This window comes from Streptomyces californicus (assembly GCF_000717645.1).
Lineage (GTDB): Bacteria > Actinomycetota > Actinomycetes > Streptomycetales > Streptomycetaceae > Streptomyces > Streptomyces californicus.
Genome location: NZ_JNZZ01000017.1, coordinates 12,878 through 25,805, shown reverse-complemented (window position 1 = coordinate 25,805; position 12,928 = coordinate 12,878). Strand labels below are relative to the sequence as shown.

The 12,928-nt window shown below is 71.4% G+C and carries 11 protein-coding genes, 1 pseudogene and 1 riboswitch; of the genes and pseudogenes, 2 read left to right on the top strand and 10 right to left on the bottom strand.

All coding sequences use genetic code 11. The features are described from left to right. Positions 1-77 precede the first annotated feature (77 nt). The 10 genes and pseudogenes from IF19_RS0122480 to IF19_RS0122435 all read right to left on the bottom strand — a co-directional run. Complete coding sequence (locus IF19_RS0122480; RefSeq protein ID WP_030117207.1) at positions 78-959, bottom strand: thioesterase family protein; 882 nt, start codon at positions 957-959, stop codon at positions 78-80. Between the two features lie 84 nt (positions 960-1,043). Continuing rightward, positions 1,044-1,715, bottom strand: a complete 672-nt coding sequence (locus IF19_RS0122475) for a trimeric intracellular cation channel family protein (RefSeq protein ID WP_030117208.1) — start codon at positions 1,713-1,715, stop codon at positions 1,044-1,046. A gap of 29 nt (positions 1,716-1,744) precedes the next feature. After that, on the bottom strand, positions 1,745-2,989 hold the full coding sequence (locus tag IF19_RS0122470) for an ABC transporter ATP-binding protein (protein WP_030117209.1): 1,245 nt from the start codon (positions 2,987-2,989) through the stop codon (positions 1,745-1,747). Continuing rightward, positions 2,986-3,978, bottom strand: a complete 993-nt coding sequence (locus tag IF19_RS0122465) for an ABC transporter ATP-binding protein (RefSeq protein ID WP_030117210.1) — start codon at positions 3,976-3,978, stop codon at positions 2,986-2,988. The genes IF19_RS0122470 and IF19_RS0122465 overlap by 4 nt, the downstream gene beginning before the upstream one ends. 6 nt (positions 3,979-3,984) lie before the next feature. After that, complete coding sequence (locus IF19_RS0122460; protein WP_030117211.1) at positions 3,985-4,947, bottom strand: ABC transporter permease; 963 nt, start codon at positions 4,945-4,947, stop codon at positions 3,985-3,987. A gap of 1 nt (position 4,948) precedes the next feature. Beyond that, positions 4,949-5,953: an ABC transporter permease gene (locus tag IF19_RS0122455; protein WP_006127747.1), complete on the bottom strand. Its 1,005-nt coding sequence runs from the start codon at positions 5,951-5,953 to the stop codon at positions 4,949-4,951. Between the two features lie 85 nt (positions 5,954-6,038). Then, positions 6,039-7,709: an ABC transporter substrate-binding protein gene (locus IF19_RS0122450; protein WP_030117212.1), complete on the bottom strand. Its 1,671-nt coding sequence runs from the start codon at positions 7,707-7,709 to the stop codon at positions 6,039-6,041. Between the two features lie 277 nt (positions 7,710-7,986). Next, the gene (locus tag IF19_RS0122445; protein ID WP_030117213.1) at positions 7,987-8,772 is read right to left on the bottom strand and encodes an enhanced serine sensitivity protein SseB C-terminal domain-containing protein; all 786 of its coding nucleotides are present in this window, start codon (positions 8,770-8,772) and stop codon (positions 7,987-7,989) included. Positions 8,773-9,167: 395 nt separating this feature from the next. Next, positions 9,168-9,938: an enhanced serine sensitivity protein SseB gene (locus IF19_RS0122440; protein ID WP_030290080.1), complete on the bottom strand. Its 771-nt coding sequence runs from the start codon at positions 9,936-9,938 to the stop codon at positions 9,168-9,170. 255 nt (positions 9,939-10,193) lie between these two features. Then, a pseudogene (locus tag IF19_RS0122435) lies at positions 10,194-10,862 on the bottom strand (AAA family ATPase); the annotation flags it as partial. Between the two features lie 163 nt (positions 10,863-11,025). Beyond that, positions 11,026-11,123: riboswitch (glycine riboswitch) on the top strand. 179 nt (positions 11,124-11,302) lie between these two features. On the opposite strand from IF19_RS0122435, the gene gcvT reads away from it, so the two are divergent. Together gcvT and gcvH are read left to right on the top strand one after the other, a co-directional pair. Further along, positions 11,303-12,418 (top strand): glycine cleavage system aminomethyltransferase GcvT, encoded by a 1,116-nt coding sequence (gene gcvT, locus IF19_RS0122430; RefSeq protein WP_030117217.1) that lies wholly within the window; start codon positions 11,303-11,305, stop codon positions 12,416-12,418. 122 nt (positions 12,419-12,540) lie between these two features. Then, complete coding sequence (gene gcvH, locus IF19_RS0122425) at positions 12,541-12,918, top strand: glycine cleavage system protein GcvH (protein WP_010060008.1); 378 nt, start codon at positions 12,541-12,543, stop codon at positions 12,916-12,918. Positions 12,919-12,928 lie beyond the last annotated feature (10 nt).

The window sequence follows — 12,928 nt, the reverse complement described above, 5'->3', positions numbered from 1 at the left end:
GTCGCGCGGTGGCGGGTTCGCGGCCGCGTCCGCGTGGTCACGGCCGGCGGATGGCGGGTTCGCGGGCGCGCCCGCGCTCAGGCGGTGCGCGGGGCCTTGGCGAGCTGGCGGGACTGGGCGACCAGGCGGTCGGCGCTGTCCCACACCTCGGCGTCCTCCTCCAGGAAGCCGCCCGCGAGGTTGCGGGTGGTGATCGCGACGCGCAGCGGGCCCGGCGCGGGGCGGCAGCGGATGTGGGTGGTCAGCTCGACGGTGGGGGTCCAGCCGGTCAGGCCCAGCTCGAACGAGGTCGGCGGCAGGGCGTCCACGGTGAGCAGCAGCGACAGGGCGTCCGGGTCGCGGCCGTCGGCCAGGCCGAACCAGCCGCGCATCTCGCCCTTGCCGGAGGGCGCGCCGATCGCCCAGCCGACGGTGGCCGGGTCGAGCTTGATGTCGAGCCGCTCGGTGATGGCGGAGCTGCCGGGGATCTCCGGTGCGCTGTCGCTCGGGCCGAGGCAGTGGTCCCGGCCGGGCATGGCGGGCGGCAGGGCGGTGGTGCGGACGTCGTCGGGGAGCGCGTCCAGGTCGCCGTAGGTGGCGAGGACGCGGATCCGCTCGACCTCGTCGCCGTTCTCGTCGTACTGGAGGAGGGACGCCTGCCCGGTGGAGAGCGTGCGGCCGGTGCGGACGACCTCGGTGCGGATGACGGCGGGGCCGGGGACGGAGGCGGTGAGGTAGTGCGCGGAGACCGAGAACGGGTCGGGGTGCGGCAGGGCCTCGCCGAGCGCCCGGCCGATCAGGGCGAGCAGGTAGCCGCCGTTGACGGCGTGGATGATCGTCCAGCCGGCGGAGAGTTCGGCGTCGTAGACGCCCTCCTCGCGGAGGGTGACCGCGGTGTCCCGGTCGAACTCGCTGTCGCCGATGGTCGCCGGGGCGGTCCGCGCCGCTCCGGTCACTGCCTCAGTCGCTGCCTGTGCCATGGCATGCACGGTACATCCATCGCCCTACTGAGCGGTAGCTTTTTGTGACCCGCATAACCCGGCCGAGCCGGAGGCCCGCCCTCCCTACGTGGCCGCCGAGCCCTCCTCGGCCCGCGCCGACGAGCGGTTGTAGGCGCGCGGCGCCCGCCAGTGGAAGCGCAGCGCCAGCAGCCGCAGGACGAACGCGGCGATCACCGCCAGACCGCTGGTCACGGCGTTGAGGGTGTCGAAGCGGATGCACAGGACGACCGTGGTCGCGCCGACGATCGCGGGCACCGCGTACAGGTCGCGGTCCCAACGCAGCAGCGAGGGCACCTCGTTGGCCAGGACGTCGCGCAGCACACCGCCGCCGACCGCCGTGGCCAGACCGAGCGCCGCCGACGAGGTGAGCCCGAGGCCGTACTCGTACGCCTTGACCGTGCCGGTCACGCAGAACAGGCCGAGCCCCGCCGCGTCGAAGACGTTGACGCCGACCTGGATGCGCTCCACGTGCGGGTGGAGGAAGAAGACCAGGCCGGCGGCGAAGAGCGGGGTGATGAAGTAGCCGAGGTCGGTGAAGGCGGCGGGCGGGATCGCGCCGATCATCACGTCGCGGAACAGCCCTCCGCCCAGCGCTGTCACCTCCGCGAGGACCGCGATGCCGAAGACATCGAAGTTCTTGCGGACGGCGAGCAGGGCGCCCGAGATCGCGAAGACGAAGATCCCGACGAGGTCGAGCGCATGCTGGACGGAGGGCGTGAACAGTTCGGTGAGCACCGGCCAATTGTGACGGGCCGGGACGCTCCTTACGCCGTGGGGCCGCCCTCCGCCTTCTCCGTGGCGTCCGGAGCCTTCTTCCCGGTCTCCTTCGCGTCGGCTTCCGGGCCGGCCTGGGCCGGTACGGTCGCGGGCTCCTGGGCCGGTACGGTCGCGGGCTCCTTCGCCCCGGTCCCGGAGCCGTCCTCGGGCGCCTCGCCCTCGGAGGTCTCCACCGCTTCGGCCGCCACCGCCTCGGTGGCGATGACCGCCTCGATGCCGGTGGCCAGGGTCTGCTTCACCGTCCCGGCCTCGATCTCGGCCGTGAAGTGGCAGGCCACCTTGTGCCCGCCGCCGGTGTCCAGGAGCGGCGGACGCTCCGTGGCGCACTTGGTCTCCTGCACCCACGGGCAGCGCGTGTGGAAGCGGCAGCCCGCCGGCGGGTTGGCCGGAGAGGGCAGGTCGCCGTGGAGCAGGATGCGCTCGCGGCGGTCCTCGACCTCGGGGTCCGGCACCGGGACGGCCGACATCAGGGCCTTGGTGTACGGGTGCCGGGGCTTCGCGTACAGCGCGTCGCTCGGGGCCTCCTCGACGAGCCCGCCGAGGTACATCACCCCGATGACGTCCGAGATGTGCCGGACGACGGCGAGGTCGTGCGCGATGACCAGATAGGTGAGGCCGAGGGACTCCTGGAGCTCCTCCAGCAGGTTGATCACCTGCGCCTGGACCGAGACGTCCAGCGCCGAGACCGGCTCGTCGCAGATGATCACGTCCGGCTCCAGGACCAGCGCGCGGGCGATGCCGATGCGCTGGCGCTGGCCGCCGGAGAACTCGTGCGGGTAGCGGGAGAGGGCGTTGGACGGGAGGCCGACCTTGGCGAGGATCGCCTTGATCTTCTCCCGGCGCTCCGCCTGGTCCTTGCCGATGCCGTGGGCGGCCATGCCCTCGGACAGGATCGACTCGATGTTCTGCCGGGGGTTGAGGCTGCCCAGCGGGTCCTGGAAGACCATCTGGAGACGGCGGCGGAACGCCCGCATCTCCTCGCCCGGCAGCTTCGCCAGGTCGGTGCCGTCGAAGACGACCCCGCCGTCGGTGATGTCGTTCAGCCGCAGGACCGCCCGGCCGAGCGTCGTCTTGCCGCAGCCCGACTCGCCGACCAGGCCGTACGTCTGACCGGCCTCGATGGACAGCGAGACGCCGTCGACCGCGTAGACGTGGCCCACCGTACGGTCGAAGAAGAGGCCCTTCTTGACCGGGAAGTGGACTTTGACGTCGTCCAGTTCGAGAAGGCTCATGCCGGGACCTCCGCCGTGGGCAGGACCGGGTTGACGCAGCGCACCTGGTGTCCGGCCGCGCGTGGTTCGGTCAGTTCGGGGGTGCCGGTGAGGCACTCCATCGTGTAGTGGTCGCACCGGGGTGCGAACGCGCAGCCGTCGGCCCAGGCGATCTTGTCGTTGATGGACCCGCGGATCGGGTTCAACGGCTCGCCGCGCGGGGCGTCCAGGCGCGGGATGGAGCCGAGCAGCCCGTGCGCGTACGGGTGGGTGGGGTGCGCGAACAGCTCGCGGCGGCCCGCCGACTCCACCGCCCGGCCGGCGTAGAGGACGTTGACCTCGTCGCAGAGGCCGGCGACGACGCCGAGGTCGTGCGTGATCATCAGCAGGGCGGTGCCCTCCTGGTCGACCAGCTCCTTCAGGAGCTCCAGGATCTGCGCCTGGATGGTCACGTCGAGTGCCGTCGTCGGCTCGTCGGCGATCAGCAGCCGGGGGGCGCAGGCGACCGCCATGGCGATCAGCGCGCGCTGGCGCATACCGCCGGAGAGCTGGTGCGGATACTCCTTGAGCCGCCGCGTCGGGTCGGGGATGCCGACCCGGTCGAGCAGGGACGCGGCTTCCTTGCGGGCCTTCTCGCCCTTGAGGCCGCGGTGGCGCTGGAGGATCTCGGTGACCTGGATGCCGATCGGGACGACCGGGTTCAGCGAGGAGAGCGGGTCCTGGAAGATCATCGCGAGCTGGCTGCCGCGCATGTCGCGCAGCTTCCGCTCGCTCAGGGTCAGCAGGTCCCGGCCGTCGAACTCGGCACGGCCGCCGATCCGTACGCCCTTGCGGGGCAGCAGCCCCATCAGGGCGAGCGAGGTGACGGACTTGCCGCAGCCCGACTCGCCGACCAGGCCCACGACCTGGCCCTGGTCGACGGTGAAGGAGACGCCGTCCACGGCCGTGGCGTCCTTGCGGCCGCGGGCGGTGAAGGTGACGCTGAGTTCCTCAACGGAGAGCAGTGACATGGGACTTCAGCCTCGCAACTTCGGGTCGAGGGCTTCGCGCATGGCCTCGCCGAGCAGGGTGAAGCCGAGGGCGGTGATGATGATCCCGATGGCCGGGTAGGCGGCCATCATCGGCTCGTTGTCGAAGAAGCGCTGCGCCTGGGAGAGCATCACGCCCCACTCCGGAACGGCCGGGTCGGGGTTGCCGAGGCCCAGGTACGACAGGGCGGCGGCCTCGATGATCGCGGTCGCCAGGCTCAGCGTGGCCTGGACGATCACGGGGCTCAGCGAGTTCGGCAGGATCTGCGTGAGCACGATCCGCTTGCGCCGGATGCCGACCGCCTTCGCGGCGAGCACGTAGTCCGCGCCGCCCTGGACCAGCATCGAACCGCGCAGCAGGCGGGCGAAGATGGGGATCTGGACGACACCCACGGCGATCATCACGGTGGTCAGCGACTGGCCGAGCACGGCGGCGATGGAGACCGCGAGCAGCAGCGAGGGCAGCGACAGCATGATGTCGGTGAAGCGCATGATCACGGTGTCGACGCGCTGCCCGGCCTTGCCGCCGAGCGTGGCGGCCGCGCCGGAGAGCACACCGACGAGCGCGCCGACGACCAGCCCGATGAGCATGGAGACCACGCCGACGAGCAGCGTCTGCCGGGCGCCGACGAGCCAGCGGGAGAACATGTCGCGGCCCAGGTGGTCCAGGCCGAACCAGTTCTCGCCGCGCATGCCGACGAACTTGCCCTGGTTGGGGAAGACTTCGCTGCGCCAGTTCTGCGCGGTGGCGCCGTGCGGGGCGAGCATCGGCCCGACGACGGCGACGAGGACGAACGCGGCGATGATGGCCGCGCCGATGATCGCCATCTTGCTGGAGCGCATGCGCCGGAACGCCTCGCGCCACAGGCTGCTGCCGCTGACGCTCTCGGTGCTCTGGGTCAACTGCGCGAGGCGGTCGACCTTGTCTGCTTTGTTGGTCAGGATCGTCACGTCAGTGCACCCGCACTCTCGGGTCGATGATGCTGTACGCGAGGTCGACCAGCAGGTTGATCAGCACGTACACCATCGCGATGAAGAGAATGAACCCGACGAGGACCGGGTAGTCGCGACCGTCGATCGCGGTACGGATGAAGGAGCCGATGCCGCCGAAGTCGAAGACGGACTCGGTGAGGACCGCGCCGGAGAGCAGGCTTCCGGTCAGCAGGCCGACGGCGGTGATCACGGGCAGCAGGGCGTTGCGCAGCACGTGCCGGCCGCGCACGGTGCCCTTGTCGAGGCCCTTGGACTCGGCGGTGCGGATGTAGTCCTCGCCGAGCACTTCCAGGACGCTGGCGCGGGTCATCCGGACGATGACGGCGAGCGGGATGGAGGCGAGGGCGACGGCCGGCAGGACCAGGTGCATGATCGCGTCCCAGCTGGCGTCGAACTCTCCGGTCAACACCCCGTCCAGGACGGCGAATCCGGTGACGTCGGTGGCGTTGATGCCGGTGGTGAGCCGTCCCTGGCTGGGGAACCAGCCCAGCTCCACGGAGAAGATCCCGCGCAGCAGCATGGCCAGGAAGAAGACCGGGATGCAGATGCCGAGCAGCGATCCGGAGACCGAGGCGACGTCGAGCCAGCCGCCGCGCCGCTTGGCTGCCAGATAGCCCATCGGAATGCCGACGGCCACGGCGATCAGGATGGCGGCGACGCTGAGCTCCACGGTGGCCGGGAAGCGGAGGGCGAACTCGTCCCACACCGGCTGGCCGGTCTGGGTGGAGGTGCCGAGGTCGAGTTCGAAGATGCGCTTGAGGAAGCGCCAGTACTGGACGTGCACCGGCTCGTCGAGCCCGAGTGCACGGTTGATTCTCGCCACTTCGGCTTCGGTGGCCCGCTCGCCCAGGATCGCTGAGGCGGGTCCGCCGGGCAGTCGGTTCAGCCAGAGGAACAGCAGGACCGACAGGCCGAGCAGGGTGGGAATGAGCTGGAGAAGTCTTCTGACGACGAGTCGCAGCACCCCGCATGCCCCTTTCTCACGTGCGTCGATGCGGGTCCGCCCGGCCACCTGGTTGCTGTGGCCGGGCGGACCCGCTGGTGTGCGATTACTTGAAGGAGACCTCGGCGAAGTTCTCCTGCGTCAGCGGGGAGACCTTCGGCGGGTTGACGTTCTTGGCGAACGCGATGGCCGGGGGCGACGAGGAGATCGGCACGCCCGGGACGTACTCCATGATGGCCTCGTTGGCCTTCTGGTACGCGGCGGTGCGGCCGGCCGGGTCCGTGACCTCGGAGGCGGCGTTCACGGCGTCGAAGACCTTCTGGTCCTTGAAGCCCCACTGCTTGTCCGGTCCGGCGAACCAGGTGCCGATGAAGTTGTAGCCGTCGTTGAAGTCACCGGTCCAGCCGAGCATGTGCAGGGCGCAGGAGCCCGCCTCGGTGGCGTCCAGGTAGTCCGGGGCCCACTTCATGGCCTTCGGCTTGACGGTGATGCCGGCCTTCTCCAGGTCGGCCTTCATCAGCTCGAACATGTCCTGCGGAGCGGGCATGTACGGGCGGGTGACCTCGGTCGGGTAGCAGAAGTCGATGGAGAGCTTCTCCTCGCCGGCCTGCTTGAGGAGGTCCTTCGCCTTGGCGGTGTCGAACGGGTAGGTCTTCACCTTGTCCGAGTAGCCGGCGACCGTGTCGGGCATGAACTGGGTCGCGGCCTTGCCGCCCTCGGGCAGCTGGGTCTTGACCAGGTTCTCGCGGTCGATGGCGTGCGTGATCGCCTGACGGACCTCGGGCTTCTTCAGCGCCGGGTTGGCCGACTGGCTCATGCCGAGGTAGAAGATGTTGAAGACGTCACGGGTCGGGACCTCGTAACCCTCCTTCTCCAGCGTCGTCACATCGGCCGGCGCGACCAGGTCGTAGCCGTCGATGTCACCCGCCTGGAGCGCCTGGCGGCGGGTCTCCTCGGTGGAGATGGTGCGGAAGACCAGGTTCTTCACCTTGGCCTTGGCACCCCAGTAGTCGTCGAAGCGCGTCAGGGAGACTTCCTTGTTCCCCTTGTTCCACTTCGTGATCTTGTACGGGCCGGTACCGGCGACCGTGCCGGCCTCCTGGCTGTACTTGGGGTACGTGATCGCGTCGCCCTTGGCGCTCGCGTCCTGCTTCTCGTACTCCTTGAGGGCCTTCGGCGAGTGGATCGCCAGCGCCTGGAGGGAGAATCCGCCCGGCAGGTTCGCCGAGGGCTCGTTCACCTCGATGACGGCGGTGTTCTCGTCCTTGGCGGTGCAGGACTTGTAGTTGGGCTTGGGCGCCTCGGCGTCCTCGTTCTTCGCGAACCCGCCCATGATGGTCTGCCAGTAGTAGGAGACCGCGCTGGACTGGTACGTGCCCTTCCAGTTGAACCAGTGGTCGTAGTTCGCGCAGACCGCGGCGGCGTTGAACGCCTCGCCGTCGTGGAACTTGACGTTCTGGCGGAGGTTGAACGTCCAGACCTTGCCGGCCTCGTCGCTCGACCACTTCTCGGCGAGACCGCCGACGAGCTTGCTGCCGCCGGGCTCGTGCTCCAGGAGCGCCTCGAACGCCTGGCGGGTGACGCGGAACGTCTCGCCGTCGCTCGCGAGGGCCGGGTCGAGGGAACCGGGGTCACCGGCTCCGGCGAAGACGAAGGTGTCCTTGTCGCCCCCCTTGGCGTCACCCCCGTCCCGATCGCTGGAACAGCCCGTGGCGACCAGTCCGACAGCGACCGCTGTCGTGATCGCCCGGACGGCCCGGGACTTGTATATGCGCATGGGTCCACCCCTGGTTCGCCATGTGGTGAGGTTGATGGCCGCACACTACAGACGGTGCCCACCGCAAGAGAACAGTCCGGATAGCGGTGAGACCTAGTCGAGACCCGGACAGTTAACAAACCGTCCAGATCCGGGACATCCTCACGCGGGAAGTTAACAAGCCGGACATGGAGGGGTGTTGGACGGAGGGTGACCAAGGGCGGCGCGCGGGGCTGCCGGACGGACGGTGCTGCCGGACGGGCGGTGCTGCCGGACGGGCGGGCCGGGACCTGCGGGCTCAGCGGTGCTGGGGCGGGTATCCGTAGCCGGGAACGGCGGGGGGCGGGACGGCCGGTCCGTGGGCCTCGCGGTCGTAGAACGGACGGGCGTTGGCGCGCAGCCACATGCCGACCGGGTCGTACTCGTCGGACAGGGCGACGGTGGAGACCGGCAGCCCCTCGGGGACCGCGGCGACCGACTGACGCATCATCGCCCGCACCGACTCGACCGCGTCACGGCCGGTGTCGTAGAGGTCGAGGCCGATCGCGAGGTACGGGACGCCGACGGCGGGGTGCACCCAGGCGCGGCGCAGCGAGCGGACGGCGGGGGTGCGGTGGGCGTTCTGGCTGAGCAGGGCGTAGAACTGCGGGAGTTCGATCGCGGGGTCGGAGAGCCGGAGCGGCCCGGCGGGCAGCCGGTCCAGTCCCGTGGCGATGCGCCGGAGGTCGAGCCAGGGGATGCCGACGCCGCCGCCGGGAGCGTGCGGGTTGAGCCAGATACCCCAGCGGTCGGGGAACAGGGCGCGGGCGATGTCACGGCCGGTGACCAGTTCGTGGGCGCGGTTCCAGCCGCTGGCGGAGAGCTCCTGGGCGGAGGTGACGCAGGGGGCGTACCCCAGGCCGTCGATCTCCATGTTGCCGTACTGGGCGTCCGGCGAACCGGCCGTGCCGTTCCAGAGCAGCATCCAGATCCGGCCGTCGGCGAGGGCGGCGAGCAGCGCCTCGTAACTGTCGTACCGGCCGGGGGTCACCTGGCGCAGCATGTGCTCGACCTGCCCCGCCGCCGCAGTGCCCGACGCACTCACTCTGGGTTCCGCCCCTCGTCGTTCCATCGGTTTCACGCCGCTCCGGGCCCACGGAAGCGGCTTGGCCATCAAACCAGCTTATGCGCCGCCCGGGGCACCGGCTTGACGCCACGGTCCGGCAACATTCGGCCTCCGGGAGCGCCCCGCCGGGTGGGCCGTGAGCCCCGGTGCGGGTGGATCAGGGGGCGGACGCCGGTGGTCGGGCGAGCCGGGGCGGGCGGTTCGGCCGGTCCCGCGGGTGGATCGGCGGTCCTCGCGCGGACGAGCCGGCGGTCGTTTCGCCGCCGGTCCCCGGTGGGTCGGGCGCCCTCGGCCCGGGTACGTCAGCGGTCCTCGGCCCGGGTGCGTCAGCGGTCTCCGGTCCGGGTGCGTCAGCGGTCCTCGGCCCGGGTGCGTCAGCGGTCCTCGCGCCGGTAGAACGGCCGGACCTTCTCCCGTATCCAGTCGCCGACGAGGTCCTGGGCGACGTCGAGCAGGACCAGGTTGACCGGCCAGGGAACCCGGACCCGGCCGAGCGCCCGGCCGATGGCGTCCATGGGGACGCCTTGGGCCACGTCGTCCCGGGCGGCGAACTCGACGCCGACGAAGAGGACCGGTTCGCCGCCCTCGATGCTGGCCAGGGTCCGGCGGGCGGTGGCGACCGCCCCGGTGGCGTCGAACTCCTCCGACACGGCGGTGAGGAAGTCGAGCGGGTCGTGCTGCCAGTCCGGCTCGAACAGCCGGACCCGGCCGCCGGTGGCGGGCCCGTCCAGGGCGGTACGGCCGGCCCGGCACAGTTCGGCGACGGCGGGGGGCGGCAGCGGTATGCCGACGGCGCCGCCGGGGTTCACGGCGATGCCGACCTGCGGGGGCAGGCCCCGGGCGAAGTCGCGGGCGGGCGCGACGGTGTACGACATGTGGCCCCCGACGCAGCTGAGGAACTGCGCCTCGGAGCTGAAGACGGGGACGAACGCCGCGCCGTCGATCTCCATCATCGGCAGGTCGAGGTCGGCGCTGGCGGGGCTGCCGCCGTTGGGCAGCGGCACCCAGACGGAGCTGCGGCCGAGCACTTCGACGAGGCGGCCGCCCGCGTCCGGGACGCCGAGCGAGGCGGAGAGCACCTCTTCGAACTCGTTGGCGGGCCACCCCTGCGGGGGGTGCGCCGGTGCGGGTGCCGGAATGTCCACTGCCTCTGTGCCCTCTCTCCACCGCGTCGGCCGCGCGCGGCGGCCTCTCTCGCTGTTCGCTCGGCCAGAACCCTATCCGGCGCGGGCGGGAGGGGGTCCTTCCCCGGTGGAGCCGGTGGGGCTGGTGGTGCCGATGGGGCCAGCAGGGCTGGTCGGCCCGGTGAGGCCGGTGAGGCTGGCGGGGCCGGCGGGGCCGAGGAGACCGGGGAGGTCGGTGGAGCCGGTGGTGTCGGTGGAGCCGGAGTGGTCGGTTGCCTCGCCGAAGGAGATCCGGTGCAGCGCGTCCGCGGCTTCGCGGTCCAGCAGCACCGCCGTGGCGCAGCCGGCGGGCGGGCGGCCCCGCTCGGTGTCGCGGAGCAGCCGGGCGACCGCGCGGCGGTGGCGGGCGAAGGCGTAGCCGGAGACGCCCCGGCCGCGTTCGCGCTGCCCCTGGCGGGCGGTCCGGGGGGCCACGTCGAGGAGGACCAGGTGCAGCGCGCGGCCCCGGCGCGCGGCGTGCCGGGCGAGCCACCGGCGTACCCAGCTCTGCGTACCGCAGTCGTGGACGACGACGGAGGCGCCGGAGCGCAGGAGGGTCCGGAGCCCGAGGTAGTGGGCGGCCCGGACCAGGGGGCGGTAGACGGCGTACGGGAGTAAGGGGGGCAGGGCCGCCGTCCAGCGGTCGCGAGTGTCCTGGGAGTCGACGGCGTGGCCGGTCACCGTGCGCCGGATCAGGGTGGACTTGCCGCCCCCGGGGAGCCCGGAGACCACCACGAGGTCCCCGGCGGCGAAGTGGAGCGTGCCGGGGCCCGTATCGGCGCGCCCGCGCAGATCGCGTACCACCGGGGCGCGCTCGGTCAGCACCTCCCGGGCCGGTGCGCCGGGCTGTGCGGGCACCGCTTCGTGCGGCGCTCCCGTGACCGGTGCCGACCGCTGCAACGTCATCGCCCATCCCCCTGCCGTCGGGCCGTCCACACCTGTTCCTGAAGTGTAAAGAATGGGCAAGGTCGCACAACCGTCCTCGCCGCCCGGGCGGCTGTCGAGGTCCGCCCTCCCGCTCCGCCGGAATGCGTGCGATGATGGCCGCGCCAACTGCATACCGGCCGTTCGAATCCGCGCGGGAGAGTTCCGGCCACACTGTGAGCCGGGCGCCGAAGGAGCAAGACCCTCCCTTGAATCTCTCAGGCCCCGTACCGCGCGGATGAGGCAGATCTGAAAAGCGGGCCGTTCCGGCGGCCCCACCCAAGGTGCAAGCCGAGCCCCCTGAACAAGGGCGCCCTCCGGGGCACGCCCCGCCCGGGGGCTGTCGGCGAACCTCTCAGGTTCCGATGACAGATGGGGAGGATTTTCCGTCCTGACGTCGTCATGCCCTGGAGCCATCGCCCATGAGCACCGCCCCCCGTCTCACCGCCCTCGACGCGCTGCACCGCTCGCTCGGCGCCACCATGACCGACTTCGCGGGCTGGGACATGCCCCTGCGGTACGCGAGCGAGCGCGACGAGCACAACGCCGTCCGCACCCGGGCCGGCCTCTTCGACCTCTCCCACATGGGCGAGATCACCGTGACCGGCCCCGAGGCCGCCGCGTTCCTGAGCTACGCGCTGGTGGGCAACATCGCCACCGTCGGCAACGGCCGGGCCCGCTACACGATGATCGTCCAGGAGGACGGCGGGATCGTGGACGACCTGATCGTCTACCGCCTGGGCGAGACCGAGTACATGGTGGTCGCCAACGCGGGCAACGCCCAGATCGTGCTGGACGCGCTGACCGCCCGCGTCGGCGGCTTCGACGCCGAGGTGCGCGACGACCGGGACGCCTACGCGCTGCTCGCGGTCCAGGGCCCCGAGTCGCCCGCCATCATGAAGGCCGTCACCGACGCCGACCTGGACGGGCTGAAGTACTACGCGGGCCTGCCCGGCACGGTCGCCGGGGTCCCGGCGCTCATCGCCCGTACCGGCTACACCGGCGAGGACGGCTTCGAGCTCTTCGTCGCCCCCGAGCACGCCGAGCAGCTGTGGCGGGCGCTGACCGACGCCGGAGCCCCGCACGGGCTGATCCCCTGCGGCCTGTCCTGCCGGGACACGCTGCGCCTGGAGGCGGGCATGCCGCTGTACGGGCACGAGCTGACGACGGCGCTCACCCCGTTCGACGCGGGCCTGGGCCGGGTCGTCAAGTTCGAGAAGGAGGGCGACTTCGTCGGCCGTGAGGCGCTGCTGGCCGCCGCCGAGCGCGCCGAGACCGCCCCGCCGCGCAAGCTGGTCGGCCTGGTCGCCGAGGGCCGCCGCGTCCCGCGCGCCGGTTTCTCCGTGGTCGCGGACGGCAAGGTGATCGGCGAGGTCACCTCCGGCGCCCCCTCCCCGACCCTGGGCAAGCCGATCGCCATGGCGTACGTGGACGCGGCCTTCGCCGCCCCCGGCACCGAGGGCGTGGGCGTGGACGTCCGCGGCACGCACGAGCCGTACGAGGTCGTCGCGCTGCCGTTCTACAAGCGCCAGAAGTGATATCCCGGAGGCTCCCGGGCCGGCCGCGCCGCGCCCCGGCGTCACGGAAGTGACGTACCTCCGTCTCACACCGTAAGACCACCGTTCATCAGCACTCCCCCGCGTACAGGAGAATTCAGGACATGAGCAACCCCCAGCAGCTGCGGTACAGCAAGGAGCACGAGTGGCTGTCGGCCCTCGAGGACGGCGTGGCCACCATCGGCATCACGGAGTACGCGGCCAACGCGCTCGGTGACGTCGTCTACGCCCAGCTCCCGGAGGTCGGTGACACGGTGACCGCGGGTGAGACCTGCGGGGAGCTGGAGTCGACCAAGTCCGTCAGCGACCTGTACTCGCCGGTGACCGGTGAGGTGACGGCGGCCAACCAGGACGTCGTGGACGACCCCTCGCTGGTGAACTCCGCTCCCTTCGAGGGCGGCTGGCTGTTCAAGGTGCGCGTCGCGGAGGAGCCGGCCGATCTGCTCTCCGCCGACGAGTACACCGCGTTCTCCGGCAACTGAGACCTTTAAG

Coding starts and splice junctions, on each gene's coding strand:
- IF19_RS0122480 (WP_030117207.1), bottom strand. CDS start 959: ATGGCACAGGCAGCGACTGAGGCAGTGACCGGAGCGGCGCGGACCGCC.
- IF19_RS0122470 (WP_030117209.1), bottom strand. CDS start 2,989: ATGAGCCTTCTCGAACTGGACGACGTCAAAGTCCACTTCCCGGTCAAG.
- IF19_RS0122465 (WP_030117210.1), bottom strand. CDS start 3,978: ATGTCACTGCTCTCCGTTGAGGAACTCAGCGTCACCTTCACCGCCCGC.
- IF19_RS0122450 (WP_030117212.1), bottom strand. CDS start 7,709: ATGCGCATATACAAGTCCCGGGCCGTCCGGGCGATCACGACAGCGGTC.
- gcvT (WP_030117217.1), top strand. CDS start 11,303: ATGAGCACCGCCCCCCGTCTCACCGCCCTCGACGCGCTGCACCGCTCG.
- gcvH (WP_010060008.1), top strand. CDS start 12,541: ATGAGCAACCCCCAGCAGCTGCGGTACAGCAAGGAGCACGAGTGGCTG.